The sequence below is a fragment of the Anaerococcus degeneri genome, assembly GCF_017874475.1.
Lineage (GTDB): Bacteria > Bacillota > Clostridia > Tissierellales > Peptoniphilaceae > Anaerococcus > Anaerococcus degeneri.
The window spans coordinates 124,255-144,229 of the sequence record NZ_JAGGLO010000004.1; the positions used below are offsets into that span (position 1 = coordinate 124,255).

Below are 19,975 nucleotides of genomic sequence, written 5' to 3' on the forward strand. Positions count from 1 at the left end.
CAATGAATAATCAAATACAATTATTAAGACAAGAACTTGGCTTAACCATGGAAGAATTCGGAAAAAATCTTGGCGTTACACGATCTGCTATATCAAACATTGAAAATGGATATAGAAATCTAACCGAACAAATGATCTCTTCTATATGCAACGCATATAATGTAAACGAAGATTGGTTAAGAAATGGAACTGGCGAAATGTTTGTAGAAAGTAGCGACTCGCTCATAGAAAAAATAGTGTCCGAATTTCCACTAGATAAGCTAAGCCAAACTATTTTAAGAACTTATATTGAGTTAGAACCTAAAGAAAGAGAAGTCTTCAACCATGTAATGAAAATAATAGCCAATAGCATTATGGAAGAAGGAAAAGAAAAGGCTAGAAATGGTGTAAATGATATTATCTTTAATTCAGCCGCTCCGGAAAAAGTAAAAAAAGATATGTACGGTAAGGCTGCTATGCTCTTTAATGAAGCTTTTCCATATACTGGATTCGGTAATACTGTTATACCGGGCTATGATGAAGAGGAAGAACTATCAGAAAAAGAACAATACATGAAGATGGCGGACGAACTGTTCGACAAAGAAAAAGAACAGGAATCAAAATCCTCTTCTGCGAAAGAATCAGACGTGGGCTGAAACCCTGGTATGGTGAATATTAATTTTTAAAAATATATTAATGAAAGGTGTTTAATATGGGATTTTTTTCAAGCGGACAAAAAGCAATCGCACAAAGCATTTACGAAAAAGAAGTAAAGCCTAATTTATGCGAAAAAGACGGCTTCGTTCATATAATTATGATAAATTCTTTTTCAAAGTGGAATAATCAAATATTCTGTGTAGAAGATAAATACACTAATCAAGTTGGCGAAATTGTAAACAGTATGCAAGCCGACGGCTACGAAATAGTAGATATAAAATTTACAACCTTGCAAAATCAAGGAATGTTTAAAGATGGCGAAGGCTTCAATACTTTAATAATGTATAAATAAAAAAGCCATAAGGTGTTGGCGCACCATATGGCAAGGAAAGTTTTTTCATACCGCAAAGTAAGAAATTTATAAGGTCTTTCCGCTTATATTATACCATAAGCGGGCTGGCCTTTCCAATTAAGGGGGTCTTAAATGGATATGGTAAGGGCCGCACTCTATATAAGAGTATCGACGGAAGAACAAGTCCGCGAAGGCTATAGCGTAGACGCACAAAAAGAAAATCTGATCCGCTACGCAAAATTTAAAGGCTATACAGTAGTCGGCATATACGCCGACGAAGGTATAACCGCAAGAAAGAAATACACTAATAGAAAAGAATTCATGCGCCTACTTGACGACGTAGAAGCCGGCAAGATTGATATAATCTTATTTATCAAGCTTGATAGATGGTTCCGTAACGTGGGCGACTACTACAAAGTTCAAGAAATCCTAGAAAGAAATAACGTAGGTTGGACGGCTACCACCGAAAATTACGATACAACCACCGCAAATGGTAGGCTTTATGTAAATATAAGGCTAGCTGTCGCCCAAGATGAAAGCGATAGGACAAGCGAACGTATAAAATTTGTCTTTGATAAAAAAGTAAAAGATGGAGAAGCCATCTGGGGCAAGCCACCTTTTGGATACAAGATAAAAAATAAAATTCTAGTAAAAGACGAAGAAGTCGAAGACTTTATCAATGAATGTTTTGAAAATTACAAAGTTTTAAGAAGCATAAACGCCGTCGCAAAAACTATGAATCAGAAACATAATAAAAAAATATCTTATACAACCTATAGTCGCTTTTTAAGAAAGAATTTAGACTTCTATAAGGGCAAGTATAAAGACAACGAAAATTATTTCCCGCCCTATCTAAGCGAAGAAGACTACGAAGAAATCCTGGCCATAAATAAGGCTAGAAGCGGAAGGTTCGGCGGCAAGACTTATAACTATATCTTTGTCGGTCTTCTGGCCTGCGCCTGCTGCGGCTACAATATGGGGTCGGCTGGCTACACCACCAATAGAAGAACCAATCAAAAATACAGGTACTACAAGTGCGGACGTTCAACCGTAAAAGTTTGCGAAAACAATCTAAGGATCCAAGAAAAGAAAATCGAAAATTACCTACTTGAAAATATCGAAGATGAAATAAGAAAATATAAAGTAGTTTACGAAATAGAAAAAAGCGAACCGATCAGTCGCCCGGTCGCAGCAAAAAACAATATCAAAAATAAAATAAATAGGCTGCGTAAACTCTACCTAGAAGAAGTAATCGAACTAGAAGACTACAAAAAAGAATACGAAGTCTTACAAAAACAATTAGATCAAGTAGAAGAAGAAATAAAAACGCATAAAAGATTTCAAAAAAAGGATTTTTCCGCCTTGGATAAACTCCTACAAAGCGACTTCGAAGAAATGTATAATAACCTAGACAACCTGCAAAAACGCGCCCTTTGGCAAAGCGTAATCTCTAAAATATATGTAAAGGGAAGCGAAATAGTAAAAATTGAATTTAAATAAAGGGATCATTTTTTGATCTCTTTTTGTTTGTAGTTATTTATACATTCCGTTTGGTGTAAAGCCAAGTGATAGAGATGCGTCTTCTTCGTTTCCGATACATACGTCAACATATTGCATAAGGTCTTTCATTACCTTTTGAGCTTCTTCTGGTGTCCAAAGTTTTGCTCTGTAGTTAAGGTCGATAGAAACTTTTGCACCTGCAGCCTTAGCTGCCTTCATAGCTTCTCTTGTGATTTCAGCACCATTTTTAGAAATAGCTGGGGTAATACCTGAAGTGTGGAACCATTTAGCGTTTTTGAAAATTTCTTCAAAATTAAATTCGCTTGGATCTGCTTCTGCGATTGCTGAGTTTGATCTGTCGTAGATTACCTTTGATGGTCTTGAAGATGCACCTGTTTCTGAGTAATAGATACCAACTCTTTCTCCACCTCTTACGATGTAGTTTGTGTTTACGCCGTATCTTCTAAGTGAGTTTAGAGCTGCTTGGCCGATTTCGTGGCTTGGTAATTTTGTTACATAATAGGCATCAAAACCATAGTTTGCAAGTGATACCGCTACGTTTGCTTCTCCACCACCGTAGATTGCGTCAAAGCTTTCTGCTTGGACAAATCTTTCGTATCCTGGTGTGGATAGTCTTAACATGATTTCGCCTAGGGTTACTACTTTTTTGCTCATTATTTTCTTACCTCCGCAATTTTTTCTAGATATTCTTTAGCTTTTTTGGTTATTTCTTCACGGCTACCTGTAACTAGGTTTGAACCTGCTCCTACAGCTACTACTCCTGCATCAAACCAGTCTTTAAGGTTTTCAAGGCTAACTCCACCTGTTGGCATGATTTGGAAGTGTGGGTATGGACCGTGGATAGCTTTTACATAAGATGGTCCTGGAAGAGATCCTGGGAATAGTTTGATAATGTCTACTCCGTATTTATAGGCTTCAAGCATTTCTGCTGGTGTAACGCATCCTGGCATATATGGAATGTTGTAGATATTGCACATTTTTGCTACTTCTTTATCAAAAGATGGGCTAACTACGAATTTTGCCCCATTCATAATTGCAAGTCTTGCTGTTGTTGGGTCAAGAACAGTGCCTGCTCCAAGGAGTGTATCTTCTGGTAGTTCTTTTTGGATTCTTTGGAATACTTCGATAGCATTTGGGATTGTAAAGGTTACCTCAAGAGTATTGATACCTCCATCTATTAGGCCCTTGCAAAATTCTATAGCTTGGTCAGCAGAATTTGCCCTTACAACTGGAACTATTCCAAGTTTGGTAATTTGTTGAATTGTTGTTACTTTGCTCATTTCTTACTCCTTTCTAAAATATGTGCTAAACAATAAAGCAATTTTTTTCTTTTTCTGATACCATTGTGCGGCAATTTTTTTTAATTTCAAGTAGTTGGAAAACATTTTTTGAAAATTTATCAAAAAATATTCCAAGAATTTATCTCAAAAAACTTGATAATTAGCACTTTTCGATAAATTTAATCTTAAGGAAATTTTTTTGAATTTTCTTCCTATACTAAAGCTAAAAACAAATAATTTGTTTAATTATGGTTCCTGGCAGTAGTCTCTTTTTCAATCAGCTTAGCCTCCAGGGCAATATTTGTTTTAGCCTCCTCTTCATTTAAAATCTTAAGTAGGTTGTCAATTGCAATTTCAACCTGGTCTGAAATTCTTTGATCAATTGAAGTTATGGCTTGGTTGGTAAACTCTGTCGCTTCGATATTATCAAAGCCAATAAGACCAATATCTTCAGGGATTTTTATCCCTTCATTTGCCATCAATTTATAGGCACTTACAGCCAAACTATCAAGCTCAAATTGAATTGAGTCAAATTCTGGATTTTCCTTTAAAAAATCAATCAGTTTTGCCAGGTCCTTTTCAGGGTCTTTTACCTTAAACTCAACAAAATTTGCATCATCATAGTACTTATAAAGAGCCTCCACAAAGCCAGATTTTTTGCCGATATAAGACCTAGACATATATCCAGTATCAAGGGATACATAAAGAGGTTTTTTGTAAAAATTATCCCTCAAAAGCTTGACAGCCTGGTCCATAGCCTCGATTTCGTCTATATAGACGTTGACGATTTTTTCATTTTCGTCACTGGTCTTTACATTCAAAAGTGCCATAGGAATGATAACCGACATATTTTTTAATTTTTCATAAAATTTCTTTTCTTCATAGGTCGAACCAACTCCAATGATAGCTTCAACCTTGCTTTCAACCAAGATATCAAGGTAAGACATTTTCTTCTCATAGCTATTGGTTGTTACACAAAGTAGGCTGGTATAACCGAGCTTATCAAGCCTTCTTTCAAGTTCATAAGCCGATTGACTTTCAAAATATCCCCTAATATCAGGAACCATGATTCCAATCATCTGAGTAGAATTTTTCGCCAGACTCCTTGCAATCCTATTGGGCTTATAGCCCGACTCCTCAATAATTTCCTCTATAATTTTCCTAGCCTTGTCACTAACATTGGCCGACTTGTTAATAACCCTAGAAACAGTCGCCGTAGAATAACCCGACTTCTTCGCTATATCATAAATATCCATTCTTGCCTCACAAGTCCATAAATATCAAAATCACATCTCTTTATAATATTATATCACAGAGAACGTTTGTTAAAAATTTTTGATTGATATTTTCTTTTTCAATCAAGTAATCTTATTTATGATGAATTGCAAATAATATTGCGACACCTAAACCAAACTAAGTTCGTGCATAAATAAATTAAATGGAGTTTGATATTCTAGACATTTTCTAGGTCTAGTATTAAGCTCCACTAAGTTTTTAATTAGCTCATTGATAGATATTTTAGATAGATCTGTCTTCTTAGGACAATATTCTCTTAACAAACCATTAGAATTTTCATTACTGCCCCTTTGCCATGCTGAATATGCATCAGCAAAATAAAAATTTATCCCTTGTTTTTCAACATCTTCATAACAAGCAAATTCTTTGCCTCTGTCAGATGTGAAAGTTTTTAAAGCTTCTAATGGTAAAGATTTAATTAGTTTCTCAATTGCTCCTATCATAGATTTTTTACTTCGATCTACCATAGGTAAGGCTATGTAAAATCTAGTTTTTCTTTCTACAAAGGTTGCTAGGCATCCTTTACTTTTATCTCTTGACGAGACAACTGTATCTAGTTCCCAGTGACCAAAAGTATTCCTTTTTTTAACTTCTTTAGGTCTTTTATTTATTGATTTACCAATGTTAAACCTACCTCTTGTTTCTTTGACTTTTCTTGATTTTCCTTTTCTTCTTAGCTTGGAAATATCAAAGTCTATAATTCCTGAATAAATCCAATTATATATTGTTTTAAAGCTTACAATATCTTTACATACAGTGTTTGCTATTTGCTCAGGAGACCACTTCTTATGAAGTTTTTCCGATATGCATTTGTTGATATTATCATTGACTTTTGGTTTTCTTCCTTTAGATGATAATTTTTCAATATTGTCTTTTTGGGCATACACAGCTTCATACTCATTGTCATACCTTTTTAATTCTCTAGATATTGTGGAATGATGAAAACCTAAAATTTTTGCTATTCTTCTAGAAGAATAGCCCTCTTTTCTTAATACCTCTATCTTATTTCTCTCATTTATGGTAAGATGTTTATAACTCATATTAACCTCCGTGTATGTTTTTGTCGTTATTAACATTTTACACGAAGTTAGTATGAGTTTTCTATTTTATTCTAGTGTCGCATTTAATTTTACAACTTATCAATTAAAAATAAAGTACACCTTAATCTGATTAGACTAGGTGTACCTAAATTTATATTATATTCTGTAGCTGGAGAAATGTCTTCTATTATAAACAAGCTTAAATTCTATTTTTGTCCATATATTGTATTTAATCTTTGTTCCTAATTTTAACCCAAAATTTAATTGTTAATGGTACTAATATAGAACTCAATATGACAACCATCCCCAGTTGAGCTTCAGCTAGGCTTGCATACTCTTGCCAAGAAGGATCAAGATCGGCTACCAAAGATGGTACTATAACAGTATTTCCAGCTGCTGTATAAATTGCTAGAGCTGCCCAGCCTGGTCTTTTATTAATGTAAATATCAGCGGGAAGTGAAATAGCAAAGGCTGCGGTAAAAGTCATGCCGGATAAAATTAATCCCCCTATTCCTCCCTGTATAATTGTCTCGAGATCAATTCCTAAGCCTATAGAAAATCCCAAGAATGGTAAAATATATTTTTGAGTACCAGCTAGAAATTCACAAAAATTCTTGTCAATATTGCCTAAAATAATACCCACAATTATAGGTAATGCCAAATCTAATATTGATGATGGTGTGATATCTGCTATACCAAGCATTCAGAGGGTTAGGAATGTAAATATTGGCACAGAAATTATAGCTGTAATAGCAGCGCTATCTACATCATATTCATCTCTAATAATCAGAAATAATGCCTATAAAAATCGAATTATTGTGATTTGATATAGCTGAAATAAAAGCAAGAGCCGATATAGAAAAAATCCCAATATTCCCAAACAGCTTAAAATAAACATATCCTAAAATTAAAGCAGTAAGCCATTTGGATATAAGTAATACTAACCCCCTGTGAAAAGCAAGTTTAAATCTCTTTATGGTCAGTTGACTACCAACTGCAACGAGAGTTATATCTATAATAGCATTCAACCCTTCTTTGCTAGCAATCGCCTCAGACATTGGCCCCAGCTTTAAAAGTCCAGGTGCGAGTGTATATAAAATTGAAGCAATAAACATAGGAACTATTATGGTTGCTGCGGGTATTTTCCTAAAATTTTACTAATCATATAATCCTCCGACAATTAGAAAACAAATTTATTATACATCTCCCTATACTTTAAACATCTTCGAATGATATTATTAAAAACTTTTATACCCATTATTTGCATAGATATAATTACCTCTAGAAGTTTCTGATAAACTATCATTTATTACAGCAAACTCTGTCCTAGTTATTGCACATATTTTTTCATCATCCCCATAAACCTCACAATCAACAGTTACTATTCTACTTCCTCTTTTAATAATCTTTGCCTTTGCATAAATATATTCTGTTTCGAAAATTGGTCTTAGAAAATTTGTATACATTGATAAAGTTGGAGCCGTATACTTTTTTGCCGACGCTATAAAACCTGATGCGTCATCAGCTAAAGTCATTATTACACCACCATGGACAGCATTTATATCATTTAAATATTCTTCTTTAAACGGAATTCTCAAAATCAAATTATTTTCATCTATTTCTTTAATCTCTATATCAAAATAATCGTTAAAACTCATGCGATTTACCTCTCATTTCAATTCTTTTCTAGTGCAATTTAAATATATAACAATTACTACTCTCCAATACAATGTTTGCTAATGAGTAAAGTACAAAAAAATAAGATTAAAAATGGTGCGCTAAATAATAAACTATCTAGGCACCATTTTTATCTTAAAGAATTTTATTTGGCATTAATAATTAAACACCTATTGGGTACATGAATATTCCCATAACTATTGCTATAGCTAATGATATAAGTGTAACAACTACTGAAGTTACAAAGATTTGTTTATAACTTTCCTTATGAGTCATACCACATGCTGTTATTACTGTAATAACTAATCCGTTATGTGGTAGTGAATCTAGACCGTTTGAAGCAATTGTAACAATTCTGTGGAATATTTCTGGGTTTACTCCTAATTTTAGATATTGATCGGTAAATGCGTCCATAGTGATTGCGATACCACCAGTTCCTGATCCAGTTATACCTGATATTAGGGTTGCGATAATACCTAGAGATATCATTGGGTTTCCGCCCATTCCCATTAAGCTATCTACTAGATATTTGAAACCAGAAGTTAGTTTAACTACACTACCGAATCCAACTACACCTGATGTATTGAATATAGCAGATGCTGCACTTGTTGTACCTTCGTTGATTGCTCCAAGTTTATCTTGGATATTGTTCCAGAATAATACTAGAACTAATATTATAGAGAATACAAGTGATACTAGTATATTCCATCCAAATATATTTAGAGTAACTAATAGGGCTATCATTGGTATCATTGATAAATATGGGTTAACTGCTTTTTTAGCATCAATTCTTGCAAGTTGAGCTTCGATTGCTTCGTTAGTGTGGAAGCCTTCATTTTTATCTCTTGCTTTTTTGAATTCCCATCTAAAGTATAAATAAATTAAGATTATTGATACGATTGCTGTTACTAACCCTATTTGCCATGCTGCAGTTGGTGTAGTATTAAGATATGGAATTGGCATTATATTGTTAAGCTGAGGTGTACCTGGTAACATTGAAGCTGCGAATGTTGCAGATGATCCAAATATCGCACCTGGAATCAATCTTGGTGGTAGGTCAACTTCTCTCCAAACCCTTAAGAATATTGGATATACGGCAAATACAATTACGAAGTTACTTACTCCACCATAAGCTAGTAATGCAGTAGCAATCATAGCTGTAAATGGTGCAAATTCTTTTCCTGAAATGTTATATAACCATTGAGCAAATGCAGAAGCTGCTCCTGAATCATCCATTAATTTACCGAAAATAGAACTAAATACGAACAATAGTAAGTTTTTAATTATAAATCCAGCAAAACCGTTAACATATTCACCAGTAATAGTATCTAGTGCTGGTATTCCACTTGTTAGTATTACAACCAGCGATGTTATTATTGATGCGATAATAATGTTGACTCTCTTGTACACTAGCAACATTAATATTGCTAGTGACAAGATAATACCTATAAAACTAATATTCATAGATTACCTCATTTATTTACTATATCTTTCAAATAGCATACTCATACCTTGACCACCACCGATACACATGGTTACAAGTATACGCTTTTTATCTGTCTTCTTAAATTCATATAGTGATTTAACTGCAAGAACTGCTCCTGTAGCTCCTATTGGGTGACCTACAGAGATTCCACCACCGTAAATATTTACTCTATCCATATCTAGATTTAAATCTCTAGCTACTGCAACTGTTTGGCTTGCAAAGGCTTCATTGATTTCGTACATATCGATATCATCTACGCTTAGGTTTTGTCTCTTTAGTAAGTTTTCTGTAGAATATTTTGGTGCGTATCCGAATAATTCTGGTTCGTTACCAGCAATTTCAAAGTCTACTATTTCACAAATTGGTTCTAAGCCTAGTTCTAGAGCTTTTTCTTCAGCCATAACTACTAAAGCTGCAGCTCCATCGTTAAGTGTTGATGAGTTACCTGCTGTTACTGTTCCATCTTTAACAAATGCTGGTCTTAATTTAGCAAGCTTTTCAACTGTTGTGCCTTTTCTGTATCCTTCATCTCTATCAAATACAGTTACATTACCTTTTCTATCTTTAAGTTCTACAGCTAAAACTTCATCATCAAATCTTCCTGATTCAACTGCTTTAGCAGCTAATTCTTGACTTCTTGCAGCATATTCATCCTGCTCTTGTCTTGAAACCTTATATGTTTGTGCTACTTTTTCAGCAGATACACCATTGTGAGAACCATCAATTGGCCATGTTAGTATTGAGATAACACCGTCTTTAAAGTTCTTATCACCCATTTTTGATCCCCATCTAGAATCAAATTGGTAATATGGTAGATTTGATAAACTTTCAGCTCCAGCTGCAACAATTATATCTGCTCTTCCTGTTTGGATATTCAAAACAGCGTCAGATATTGCTTGAAGTCCAGATGCACATTGACGGTTTACAGCTGACATTATTGTTGTGATTGGAAGTCCACCCTTAAGTCCAGCAACTCTTCCTATAAAACCATCTTCGTCTATTTCTCCAACTTGACCAATTATCATTTGATCAACATCTTCAGGTTTTATTCCTGCTCTTTTTACAGCTTCCTTTATTACCATTCCTGCCATATCAGATGCAGAAAAACCCTTTAAACTACCACCAAATTTACCAATAGGTAATCTAGCTCCATCAACTAAAACAACTTTTCTCATTACTACCTCCAAATTTTTGTAAATTTTCCAAACTTTCTACTCTAAGGAATGATTAAACAATCATTCCTCCGCCTACATTAATAACTTCTCCAGTAATATATCTAGCATCATCTGATACTAAGAATGCTACTAGCTTACCAACGTCTGATGGTTTTCCAGCATAACCCATTGGAATTTTGTTCATCATAACGTTCCAGGCATCTTCATTCATAGCCTTAGTCATATCACTTTCAATGAATCCTGGGCAAATAGCATTAGCTGTTACACCTTTTCTTGCTAATTCTCTTGAAACTGTTTTAGTTAAGCCTACAACGCCAGCTTTTGATGCAGCATAGTTTGCTTGTCCAATATTTCCTAACCAACTTCCAGAAGATATATTTACGATAGATCCCTTTCCTCTTTCTCTGAGGTATTTAACAGCTTCTTGTGTACAGTAGAATGTGCCTGTTAAGTTTACAGCTATTACTTGATCCCATTCTTCATATGACATTTTGTGAATCATTCTATCTCTGTTTATTCCAGCGTTATTAACTATAGCATCGTACTCACCAAATTCTTCGATTGTCTTATTGAACATATTTTTGACTTCTTCAGAATTTGCTATATTTGCTTTAACTGCTAGTGTTTTTACTCCATATTCCTTGCTGATTTCTTCAGCGGTTTGTTGAGCTTTTTCTACTGAAATATCTGCAATTACAACATTTGCACCTTCTTTAGCAAGTTGTTCTGCGATTCCTCTTCCTATTCCACCAGCTGAACCTGTAACTATTACTACTTTGTTCTCTAACTTCATAAATTTACCTCCATTTATTTTATATATTGTTTAATATTTGCTTTTGAATCAGCATTAAATATATCAGCGTCCATAACCTTTAAGTTATCACTTACTAATGGCTTATATTTCATCAAGGCTAAGATATCTTTTTCTACATCTATGCCAGGTGCAATTTCAACTAATTCCATACCATTTTCTCTAAGTTCAAAGACTGCTCTTTCTGTTACAATAACAATTTTCTGATCCTTTTTTAGAGCTTCTTTTGAGCTTAAAGAAACTTGTTTTACATTATCAACAAATTTTAGAACTTCGCCTTCATTAACAATGTTTAATTTTCTATCATCAAAGTTGACTTTTAGGCCTTTTGCTGTGAATGTTCCACAGAATACTACTTTTTTAGCACCCTGAGCTATATCGATTAATCCACCTGCTCCTGGACTGATATTTCCCATCTTTGTTGAGTTGACGTTACCTGCTTTATCGCACTCTCCAAATCCAATAAAAGTAACATCTACACCTGTTCCGTTATAAAAATCCATTTGGTCTGTATGTGTAATCATAGCTTGTGTATTTTTTGCTATTCCAAAGTCAATACCACCTGCTCCAATTCCACCATACATACCCGACTCAACAGTTATCATAACATCATCTGTAAATCCTTCTTCATTTACAATATGGCTTATAACATCGTTTGGAATTCCTGTTCCTAAGTTAATAATATCACCTTTAGATATTTCATATACAGCCCTTCTACCTATCATCTTTCTTACATCTAGAGGTAGGACTTCATCGTGGGCAACAGGAACTCTAGCTTGGCCTGAATATGATGGATCATGGTACCAAGAAGATGTTTGTCTGTGATTTTTAAATACATCATCACACACTACTATATTGTCTATAAATACTCCAGGAACCACAACATCTTTTGGATTTAAAGTGCCATTTTGAACAACTCTTTTTACCTGAACTATAACTTTTCCACCAAATTTTTTAGCGGCTAGAGCTGCTGGTAACATTTCGAGCTTCATAGCTTCGTCTTCTATTGTAACGTTGCCGTTTTCGTCACACTCTGTTCCTCTTAGAATTACATAATCTAATGGAATTTCATTGTACCAAATATATTCTTCACCATTTACATTAACGATTTTCGAAATATCATCTAATTTTTTGGTTCTTTCATTCATTTTTCCGCCTTCTAAGCGTGGATCAACAAATGTTCCAAGTCCAGTTTTAGATAAATGTCCTGAAATACCCCTAGACATACTTCTATAAAGCTGGCAAATTTGACCTTGTGGAATACAATAAGCTTCGATTTTTTCGTTTGTTATCAATTCCATCATTGCAGGTTGTAAACCCCAGTGTGAACCAATTATTCTTTTTAACAAGCCTTCGTGAGCTAAATGGATTATTCCTCTAACCCTATCACCCTGACCTGCAGCATGAACTAAAGTAAGGTCTCTTGGACTATTTTTCTCTAAAAATTGGTTTTCTATTTCAGTTAAAATAGTCTCAGCAGCACTTATCAGTGTCATACCTACTGTAGCAATCGTACTGCCATCTTCTATTGAGTTTACTAAGTCTTTAACATCAATTACTTTTGTCATTTTACCTCCAAAAATTCTTTAATTTTATTTTTATCTACCTTTTGATTTTTATTTTTTGGTATTTCTTCAACAAATTCTATTATTTTAGGTATCTTGTACTTTGCAACTTCTTTTGCTAGTAAAGTTGATATATCTTCTTTGGTTAATGATGAATCCTTTTTAAGTCTGATTACTGATGCAACTTGCTCCCCATATAGTGGATCTTCTACTCCTACTACAGCTACCTCTTCGACTCCAGGTATTTTAAATATCAGCTCTTCAATCTCTAAGCTCCAAACTTTCTCGCCGCCGACATTAATCATATCTTTAACCCTATCAACTATATACAAAAATCCTTTTTCGTTATAATATCCTAGGTCTCCAGTTTTTAACCAACCTTCGTCATCAATCTTTCCAGTAACATTATAATAGTTAGCTATTACGTTTGTTCCTGTTAATAGGATTTCTCCAACCTCATTATGTGGTAATTCTTCGCCAGTATTTATATCAAGAACTTTAACATTCATGCCGGGGATAGGTAATCCAGACGAGCCTTGGAAATAACTTCCATATACTTCGCTAGGAACTATTGTGCCAGGGGATGTTGTTTCAGTTAAACCATAGACAGTGAAGAATTCAACCTTAGGTAGCCACTCTTTTATTTCATTTATTTTAGCTACTGGCATCTTACTCGCTCCACACACAAACATATCAAGTGAATCTACTTCTTGGTATTTATCCTTGCATTCTAGAAGCTTCATAAATACGGTTGGTGAGGCATGAACAAAATTCGCATCATATTTTTTAACCAAATCTAATAATTTGCTAGCGTTAAAGAATTTTTGGAATACCACTGTTGCTCCTACTTCAATAAATAATCCTAAAACAGCTACAAGTCCAGTTACATAGCAGAAAGGGGTTCCAATAGCAGCAATGTCATTATCACTTATATCTAGAACATACTCATATGCCTTAACAGCATGTGTCATATTATAGTTTCTAATCTCGCAACCCTTACTTTGAGATGTTGTTCCAGAAGTAAACATAATAGCAGAAGTATAATCTCTCTTTATTTCTGGATAAGTGACTCCTTTCGAATTTTCTATATATTTTTCAAAGCCATAACCGTCATTTACTGATATAATAAGGTTTTTGCTATCAAAATAATCTTTTAGGTCTTCTTCAACTATTATTTTATCAAACCTAATCATGTTACCATAACTATCAACCTCTAGCTTTTTAAACTTTGTAGGTATAGGTATCATAGTTGCACCAACTTTTAAGATCGATAAAAATGCTACTACGAATTCGACACTGTTATATAACATAACAGCTATCTTATCCTGAACCTTAATACCAGCTTCATTAATTAGGTAGGCACTAAATTGATTAATTAGCTTGTTTATTTCTTCATAGGAATACTCTTTGCCTAATTCATCAATCAATAATATTTTATCAGGATTTTTCGATAATGAGCTAACAAAGAAATCATAAATAGATTTTTCATCTGTTTTAAAAATATCATGTGTTCTATTTTTATATGAGAAACGTTCCAATTTTGATGTCATTTCTTCTGGCCAACATTTAACGCCTTCAATCATTTTTACTCCCTTTCTTTAGCCAAAATTAGCAATGGTTAACAAATAGTAGGTTACTTACATCTGTGTCACAATTTTTTTGTAATGGTTATTAATACCTCTACAACATTTCTATTTATTATGTTTATATTATAGCAACTACACCTAGATATTATCTATAGTCCAAAATACAAATAAAATCATTAGACTTGTAATTTTATTTGTTTCGTGTAACAATGATTATATAGATAAGGAGATATTATGAGAATAAATGCTGAATTAGCCCAAAAAATAGTTGAGAGTTTAAGAGATACTATTGAGCAAGATATTAATTTTATCGATAATGATGGAATAATTGTTGCCTCTACTGATCACAGGAGGATTAATAGTTTACACGAGGGAGCCCTTAATTGTATAAGAGAAGGTAAAACAATCGCCATTAATAGCGATGACCAATATACTGGTGCCAAGAAAGGTGTGAATTTGCCTGTAAAATTCCAAAACGAAATCGTTGGTGTTATTGGTATTTCTGGAGATCTTGATGTGGTCGAAAAATATGGCGATATCATTAAAAAGATGACCGAAATACTCCTTAGGGAGGAGTGGATTAATGAGAACGCCTCTGCTGACATTGAAAATAAAAAACTCATAGTAGAATCCATACTAAATTCAAACCTGTATAAACTTGATTTTTTGCCAAAAAATTTAAATTCAGATTCTAAAAATATAGCTGTGGCTAGAATTAACTATGATGCCTTAGATTTTTCGACTCGTAAAAATCTTATTAGGTTTGCTGAATCTAATTTTGCAAAAAATAAATTATATGTAACATTTTTACAAAATAGATTTGTCATTATCTATTTAGATAGCGATTACTCTAGCATTAGTGATCATCTTAATCTTCTTGTTAGACAAGCTTTAAAATCTTACAATGTAAATTTGAATTTTGGAGTTAGTAGCACCTACCATAACATTTCAAATTCTAAAACTTTTTATAATCAAGCTATTAGGAGCCAAAAATGGTCCGAGTACAAAGGCGAGCAGAACCCTGTTGTTTTTTATAAGGATATGGAGTTGGGCCTTTTATTAACTAGCTTAGATGATAAGGATCTCTACGAATATTCTTATAAGGTTTTAAAAAATATAGATTTAAAAGAACTTAAAGAATATAAAGAATTATTCTTATTGTATGGCAAGTACAATGGTTCAATTTCTGCTATTGCAGATGAGATGTTCATGCACAAAAATACCATTCAGTATAGGCTTAATAAACTTGAGTCTATGACTGGATACAACCCAAGAAATTATAATGACTATCTTGCTCTGTGGTTTGCTTTCTATAATTTGAAATTTGATTAAATAAAAGACTCCCCAATTATTATCATCTAATAATGAGGAGTCTTTTACATTTAGGAGTTTTGACTATTATTGGATTTTATTTGAATTTATATATCAATCTAAATACTTGTTCTACACATCTACTTAGATTATCTCTTGCCACTTGCTTGTCCATAGCTTCATCTAAGCTAATTACTTCTCCAATTATTGGAAAGAAGGCATCTATGCCCTCATCATTTACAATATTTGCATCATTTGTGGCAACGCCTGAAAAAGCAATTACTGGTTTATCATATTTTTTTGCTAATTTGGCTACTCCTATAGGCGTTTTCCCGTAAGCAGATTGGTGGTCAAGCCTTCCCTCACCTGTAACTACGATGTCCGCTTCTTTTATTATTTCTTCAGCATTTATCAATTGTAGAATCAGGCCTATTCCAGAAGATAGTTCAGCATTTAAATAGTTTTTAAAAGCATATCCCAATCCACCCGCAGCTCCAGAGCCTGGATAATCACAATCAGCGCCCTTAATAATTTCCTTTGTCTTTTCATGAAATGCTATATGTAAAGAATTTAATTCTTCTACTTGCTTTTCATCCGCACCTTTTTGTGGGCCAAAAATATAGGCACTTCCATTTTTACCTACTAAGGGATTTGTCACGTCGCAAGCTATAGAAAATTTGCATTCCTTAATTCTTGGATCTAAAGAGCTTACATCTATAAGTTTTAAATCTTTTATTCCCTCAGCTGATGGATGTACTGGTTGATTATCACCATCTAAAAACTTAACACCCAACCTAGTTAACATTCCTATTCCTGCATCATTTGTTGCGGAACCGCCAATTCCTATGATAAATTCTTTAACCCCCCTATCCAAGGCGTCAATTATAATATCTCCTACTCCATAGGTTGATGCCTTTATTGGTGATAGTTCACTAGCTATCAATGTCAAGCCAGAAGCAGAGCTCATTTCAATTATAGCTATCTTGTCTTCACTGATTTCTTCATTATCAACGACAATATATTCTGCCTCTATGCCTCTGAGTAATGGGTCTTTAACTTCTACTTTTATTGTATCTGCTCCCTTAATATCAGATAATGATTCAACCATCCCTTCACCACCGTCAGCTATTGGTTTTACTGTTATATTCTCATTTTTATTAATCTTTGTTATTGCTTCTTTAATAATATTTCCTGCTTCTAGCGAGCTTAAGGAACCCTTAAAAGAATCTATTAATACAGCTATGTTCATTCACTCTCTCCTTATACTAATATATGTATAAGTATAGTAAAATCCCAAAAATTAATATATAGTATAAGCTATAAATTTATTCCTGTCACAAACTAATTAATTGTTACCTATAACAAATACTCTTACAATCTACTAATATACTCCTATTATAAGTTAGTAAAGCTAAACACCTATATTTGCATATGCCAAGATGTAATCTACATAAATCTTTTTCATACTACTAAAAGACCCCAAGTATAATCTTTGGGGTCTTTTAGAGGGAATTGAGAAAATTTTATTTATTTTTCTTTGCTCCTATCATATTAAATACTATTAGGGCTAGGATTGTGAATACTGTTAGCATTGTAGCTAGGGCTGCGGCTACTCCGTAGTTTCCTCTTACTACTTCTGTGTAGATAGAAACTGTCATTGTCCTTGTTTTTAGGTTGGTTAGGATAATGGATGAAGATAGCTCTGATATCAAGGTTACGTATGATAAAATTGAGCCTGCTACTACTCCCCTCATCATTAGTGGGAGGGTGATTTGTGCAAATGTCTTAAACTTGCTTGCACCTAGCGAATAGGACGCTTCTTCTAGAGATATTGGGAGGGACTGGAGGGTTGATGTGGCTGACCTTAGGGTATAAGGCAGTCTCCTTATGACGAAGGATACTATTACTATCCACATTGTTCCGCCCAAGACTAGGAAGTTTGATCCCATCATTCCATTTCCAAAACCTGTTAGGAGGGCTATACCTATTACAACTCCTGGTAGGATAAATGGTACCATGGTGAATACGTCTATGGCTGCTGCGAGTTTGCCTTTTATCCTAACTACTATATAGGCTATCAAAACTGATAAGATTATGATAATTATAAGGGCTAGGAGTGGTAGGAGGAGGGTATTTCTAATAGATGTGCCCATCCTTGCAAAGGCTGTGTGGTAGGATTTTAATGAATATCCGTCAATGAATATCTTTCCTGATGTGTTCTTAAATGATGTTAAAATCAGATAAGCTTGTGGTAGGATTGATAGGCCTACGATAATGTAGACAAATAGGTGGATTAATACACTCTTGCTTCCTTCAAGCTTAGTCTTTTGGACTGGATTTAAGAAGTTTGACGAATAAGCATTTTTCTCTGATATTTTCTTTTGTATTAGGAAAATTACGCTAGTTACTATTATAGCAATTATTGCTATGGCTGATGCAAAGCCTTGGTTTTGGCCAACTTCACCTACGAATTCATTGTAGATTAATACTGGGAAGGTCCTATATCCTTCACCGATTAGCATTGGGGTACCGAAGTCTGACATACATCTCATGAAGACTAAAAGGCCTCCTGCTAAAAGTGATGGAGTCACAAGAGGTAGGATTATTTTCCTAAATCTCTTAAAGCCTGTTACTCCCAAGTTTTCGCTTGCTTCCATAAGGGATGCGTCAAGGTTTTCAAAGGCTGCCTTGGCATATAAAAATACTAATGAATATAGTTGGAAGGTGAATACTAATAAGATTCCAGCAAAACCGTATATATCAGGAATATTTAAGCCAATGCCAGCAAAAAAGTTTGTTATTATACCATTTCTACCAAGCAATAAGATCCATGAATAAGCTCCGATAAAAGGTGCTGACATTGAAGCAAGGATTATGATTATCTCTAAAACCTTGGCTCCCCTAATCTTATAAAAACTCATAAAATAAGCTATCGGTGTAGCTAGGAGAATGGTTGTGGCTGTGGCTATTATTGATAATTTCAAACTGTTTATAATGGTTGAAAAATAGTACTTGTTTGAAAAGAATTCAGTAAAGTTTGCAAGACTTAAGTTTCCTTCTTTATTGTAAAAAGATTGGATTAAAAGTCTGGTGATTGGATAGATTAGAAAAATCAAAACTCCAGCTAGTATGGCTAGGGTAATTATTTTCCAAAATCCAAATTTATTAGCTTTCGTTTTCATTGAGATTCACATCTCCTTTTTCGTTAAATACGTTAATCTTATCAAGGTTAATCCTTAATTTGGTGTCTGTATTTACCCTGCTGATTTCTTCAAACTTTGATTCTTCCATTATGTTTAAAAGGGTTTTATCCTTAAGTTCTACATTGTAATGCATAGTAGAGCCTAAAAAGACTTCATCGTTGATTTTTGCTTCTACATCGCCATTTGTATCTAGCCTAAAATCTTCAGGCCTAATTGAAAGTTTAACCCTTTGGCTAGGTTGATTTCCTAGATCGTAGGAGAATTTTTCCCCAGAATCTATGATGATTTCCTTATTTTCTGCATTATAATTTCCACTTAATACGTTGTTTGTTCCTATAAATGAAGCTACGAACAAATTGTTTGGCTTGTGGTAAATCTTTCTTGGCTTGTCACATTGCTCAATAACCCCATCTTTCATAACAGCAATCCTGTCTGATACTGCCATGGCTTCTTCTTGGTCGTGGGTTACATAAACTGTTGTGATACCAATTTCTTTTTGGATTCTTCTGATTTCTTCCCTAAGGTCGACTCTTAGTTTAGCATCTAGGTTACTTAGAGGCTCATCCATTAGTAAAACGTCTGGCTCTATAACTATAGCTCTGGCTAGGGCCACCCTTTGTTGCTGACCACCTGAGAGGTTTTGAGGTTTTCTGTCGGCGTATTCTCTGATTTTCATTATATCGAGAATCTTTTCCACTCTCTCGTCCATCTCAGCTTTTGATACTTTTCTTTCTTTAAGGCCAAATTCTATATTGCCCCTAACTGTCATATTTGGGAAGACTGCATAGTTTTGGAATACCATTCCTATGTTTCTCTTGGATGGATCCATATTGTTAATGAGGGTGTCATTAAAATAAAATTCGCCGCCCTCAATTGAGTTAAAGCCGGCTATCATCCTGAGTAATGTTGTCTTTCCACAGCCTGAAGGCCCAAGGAGGGTGAAAAATTCACCATCCTGGATCTCTAGGTTGACAGATTTTATTACTGTCTTTTCGCCGTATTTTTTAACGGCGTCTTTGATTATAATTTTTGACAT

The 19,975-nt window shown here is 34.1% G+C and carries 19 protein-coding genes; 4 read left to right on the forward strand and 15 right to left on the reverse strand.

Annotated features, from left to right (window positions below; all coding sequences use genetic code 11):
* The first annotated feature begins 2 nt into the window (after positions 1-2).
* The 3 genes from J2Z38_RS05855 to J2Z38_RS05865 all read left to right on the forward strand — a co-directional run bounded on the left by J2Z38_RS05855 (position 3) and on the right by J2Z38_RS05865 (position 2,488).
* On the forward strand, positions 3-635 hold the full coding sequence (locus tag J2Z38_RS05855) for a helix-turn-helix domain-containing protein (protein WP_209773667.1): 633 nt from the start codon (positions 3-5) through the stop codon (positions 633-635).
* A 56-nt stretch (positions 636-691) separates the two neighbouring features.
* The gene (locus J2Z38_RS05860) at positions 692-988 is read left to right on the forward strand and encodes a hypothetical protein (RefSeq protein WP_209773669.1); all 297 of its coding nucleotides are present in this window, start codon (positions 692-694) and stop codon (positions 986-988) included.
* A gap of 132 nt (positions 989-1,120) precedes the next feature.
* Positions 1,121-2,488 carry a recombinase family protein gene (locus tag J2Z38_RS05865; RefSeq protein WP_209773678.1) on the forward strand — a complete coding sequence of 456 codons (1,368 nt, stop codon included), beginning with the start codon at positions 1,121-1,123 and terminating at the stop codon, positions 2,486-2,488.
* A gap of 33 nt (positions 2,489-2,521) precedes the next feature.
* Here J2Z38_RS05865 and J2Z38_RS05870 read toward each other — a convergent pair whose 3' ends face one another.
* The 12 genes from J2Z38_RS05870 to J2Z38_RS05920 all read right to left on the reverse strand — a co-directional run bounded on the left by J2Z38_RS05870 (position 2,522) and on the right by J2Z38_RS05920 (position 14,422).
* Positions 2,522-3,163: a sugar kinase gene (locus J2Z38_RS05870; protein ID WP_225304633.1), complete on the reverse strand. Its 642-nt coding sequence runs from the start codon at positions 3,161-3,163 to the stop codon at positions 2,522-2,524.
* On the reverse strand, positions 3,163-3,789 hold the full coding sequence (locus tag J2Z38_RS05875) for a bifunctional 2-keto-4-hydroxyglutarate aldolase/2-keto-3-deoxy-6-phosphogluconate aldolase (RefSeq protein ID WP_209773687.1): 627 nt from the start codon (positions 3,787-3,789) through the stop codon (positions 3,163-3,165). The genes J2Z38_RS05870 and J2Z38_RS05875 overlap by 1 nt, the downstream gene beginning before the upstream one ends.
* A 242-nt stretch (positions 3,790-4,031) precedes the next feature.
* The gene (locus tag J2Z38_RS05880; RefSeq protein WP_209773698.1) at positions 4,032-5,045 is read right to left on the reverse strand and encodes a LacI family DNA-binding transcriptional regulator; all 1,014 of its coding nucleotides are present in this window, start codon (positions 5,043-5,045) and stop codon (positions 4,032-4,034) included.
* 147 nt (positions 5,046-5,192) lie between these two features.
* Positions 5,193-6,125, reverse strand: a complete 933-nt coding sequence (locus J2Z38_RS05885; RefSeq protein ID WP_209773701.1) for an IS30 family transposase — start codon at positions 6,123-6,125, stop codon at positions 5,193-5,195.
* 229 nt (positions 6,126-6,354) lie between these two features.
* A complete protein-coding gene (locus J2Z38_RS10655; protein WP_263641972.1) occupies positions 6,355-6,828 on the reverse strand; it encodes a 2-keto-3-deoxygluconate permease in 474 nt (157 codons plus the stop codon).
* Positions 6,829-6,904: 76 nt separating this feature from the next.
* A complete protein-coding gene (locus tag J2Z38_RS10660; protein ID WP_263641973.1) occupies positions 6,905-7,240 on the reverse strand; it encodes a 2-keto-3-deoxygluconate permease in 336 nt (111 codons plus the stop codon).
* A 123-nt stretch (positions 7,241-7,363) separates the two neighbouring features.
* Positions 7,364-7,783, reverse strand: a complete 420-nt coding sequence (locus J2Z38_RS05895; RefSeq protein WP_209773703.1) for a PaaI family thioesterase — start codon at positions 7,781-7,783, stop codon at positions 7,364-7,366.
* A 181-nt stretch (positions 7,784-7,964) separates the two neighbouring features.
* Positions 7,965-9,266 (reverse strand): GntP family permease, encoded by a 1,302-nt coding sequence (locus J2Z38_RS05900; RefSeq protein ID WP_209773705.1) that lies wholly within the window; start codon positions 9,264-9,266, stop codon positions 7,965-7,967.
* 12 nt (positions 9,267-9,278) lie between these two features.
* Complete coding sequence (locus tag J2Z38_RS05905) at positions 9,279-10,463, reverse strand: thiolase family protein (protein ID WP_209773708.1); 1,185 nt, start codon at positions 10,461-10,463, stop codon at positions 9,279-9,281.
* A gap of 52 nt (positions 10,464-10,515) precedes the next feature.
* Positions 10,516-11,256: a 3-oxoacyl-ACP reductase FabG gene (gene fabG, locus J2Z38_RS05910; protein WP_209773709.1), complete on the reverse strand. Its 741-nt coding sequence runs from the start codon at positions 11,254-11,256 to the stop codon at positions 10,516-10,518.
* A gap of 14 nt (positions 11,257-11,270) precedes the next feature.
* Positions 11,271-12,842, reverse strand: coding sequence for an acyl CoA:acetate/3-ketoacid CoA transferase (locus J2Z38_RS05915; RefSeq protein WP_209773711.1), 1,572 nt, complete (start codon positions 12,840-12,842; stop codon positions 11,271-11,273).
* Positions 12,839-14,422 (reverse strand): class I adenylate-forming enzyme family protein, encoded by a 1,584-nt coding sequence (locus tag J2Z38_RS05920; RefSeq protein WP_209773713.1) that lies wholly within the window; start codon positions 14,420-14,422, stop codon positions 12,839-12,841. Before J2Z38_RS05920 ends, J2Z38_RS05915 begins: the two co-directional genes overlap by 4 nt.
* Positions 14,423-14,659: 237 nt before the next feature.
* On the opposite strand from J2Z38_RS05920, the gene J2Z38_RS05925 reads away from it, so the two are divergent.
* A complete protein-coding gene (locus tag J2Z38_RS05925; RefSeq protein ID WP_209773718.1) occupies positions 14,660-15,757 on the forward strand; it encodes a CdaR family transcriptional regulator in 1,098 nt (365 codons plus the stop codon).
* Positions 15,758-15,833: 76 nt separating this feature from the next.
* On the opposite strand, the gene J2Z38_RS05930 is transcribed toward J2Z38_RS05925, so the two are convergent.
* From J2Z38_RS05930 to J2Z38_RS05940, 3 genes are all read right to left on the reverse strand, one after another.
* Positions 15,834-16,985: a glycerate kinase gene (locus J2Z38_RS05930; RefSeq protein WP_209773721.1), complete on the reverse strand. Its 1,152-nt coding sequence runs from the start codon at positions 16,983-16,985 to the stop codon at positions 15,834-15,836.
* A 274-nt stretch (positions 16,986-17,259) separates the two neighbouring features.
* Positions 17,260-18,918: an ABC transporter permease gene (locus tag J2Z38_RS05935; protein ID WP_209773723.1), complete on the reverse strand. Its 1,659-nt coding sequence runs from the start codon at positions 18,916-18,918 to the stop codon at positions 17,260-17,262.
* Complete coding sequence (locus tag J2Z38_RS05940; RefSeq protein ID WP_209773731.1) at positions 18,902-19,975, reverse strand: ABC transporter ATP-binding protein; 1,074 nt, start codon at positions 19,973-19,975, stop codon at positions 18,902-18,904. Before J2Z38_RS05940 ends, J2Z38_RS05935 begins: the two co-directional genes overlap by 17 nt.

What these genes read in the sequence shown, in the direction of transcription:
- J2Z38_RS05855 (WP_209773667.1), top strand. Translation starts at nt 3, where the DNA reads ATGAATAATCAAATACAATTATTAAGACAAGAACTTGGCTTAACCATG.
- J2Z38_RS05860 (WP_209773669.1), top strand. Translation starts at nt 692, where the DNA reads ATGGGATTTTTTTCAAGCGGACAAAAAGCAATCGCACAAAGCATTTAC.
- J2Z38_RS05865 (WP_209773678.1), top strand. Translation starts at nt 1,121, where the DNA reads ATGGATATGGTAAGGGCCGCACTCTATATAAGAGTATCGACGGAAGAA.
- J2Z38_RS05870 (WP_225304633.1), bottom strand. Translation starts at nt 3,163, where the DNA reads ATGAGCAAAAAAGTAGTAACCCTAGGCGAAATCATGTTAAGACTATCC.
- J2Z38_RS05875 (WP_209773687.1), bottom strand. Translation starts at nt 3,789, where the DNA reads ATGAGCAAAGTAACAACAATTCAACAAATTACCAAACTTGGAATAGTT.
- J2Z38_RS05880 (WP_209773698.1), bottom strand. Translation starts at nt 5,045, where the DNA reads ATGGATATTTATGATATAGCGAAGAAGTCGGGTTATTCTACGGCGACT.
- J2Z38_RS05885 (WP_209773701.1), bottom strand. Translation starts at nt 6,125, where the DNA reads ATGAGTTATAAACATCTTACCATAAATGAGAGAAATAAGATAGAGGTA.
- J2Z38_RS10655 (WP_263641972.1), bottom strand. Translation starts at nt 6,828, where the DNA reads ATGCTTGGTATAGCAGATATCACACCATCATCAATATTAGATTTGGCA.
- J2Z38_RS10660 (WP_263641973.1), bottom strand. Translation starts at nt 7,240, where the DNA reads ATGTTTATTGCTTCAATTTTATATACACTCGCACCTGGACTTTTAAAG.
- J2Z38_RS05895 (WP_209773703.1), bottom strand. Translation starts at nt 7,783, where the DNA reads ATGAGTTTTAACGATTATTTTGATATAGAGATTAAAGAAATAGATGAA.
- J2Z38_RS05900 (WP_209773705.1), bottom strand. Translation starts at nt 9,266, where the DNA reads ATGAATATTAGTTTTATAGGTATTATCTTGTCACTAGCAATATTAATG.
- J2Z38_RS05905 (WP_209773708.1), bottom strand. Translation starts at nt 10,463, where the DNA reads ATGAGAAAAGTTGTTTTAGTTGATGGAGCTAGATTACCTATTGGTAAA.
- fabG (WP_209773709.1), bottom strand. Translation starts at nt 11,256, where the DNA reads ATGAAGTTAGAGAACAAAGTAGTAATAGTTACAGGTTCAGCTGGTGGA.
- J2Z38_RS05915 (WP_209773711.1), bottom strand. Translation starts at nt 12,842, where the DNA reads ATGACAAAAGTAATTGATGTTAAAGACTTAGTAAACTCAATAGAAGAT.
- J2Z38_RS05920 (WP_209773713.1), bottom strand. Translation starts at nt 14,422, where the DNA reads ATGATTGAAGGCGTTAAATGTTGGCCAGAAGAAATGACATCAAAATTG.
- J2Z38_RS05925 (WP_209773718.1), top strand. Translation starts at nt 14,660, where the DNA reads ATGAGAATAAATGCTGAATTAGCCCAAAAAATAGTTGAGAGTTTAAGA.
- J2Z38_RS05930 (WP_209773721.1), bottom strand. Translation starts at nt 16,985, where the DNA reads ATGAACATAGCTGTATTAATAGATTCTTTTAAGGGTTCCTTAAGCTCG.
- J2Z38_RS05935 (WP_209773723.1), bottom strand. Translation starts at nt 18,918, where the DNA reads ATGAAAACGAAAGCTAATAAATTTGGATTTTGGAAAATAATTACCCTA.
- J2Z38_RS05940 (WP_209773731.1), bottom strand. Translation starts at nt 19,975, where the DNA reads ATGTCAAAAATTATAATCAAAGACGCCGTTAAAAAATACGGCGAAAAG.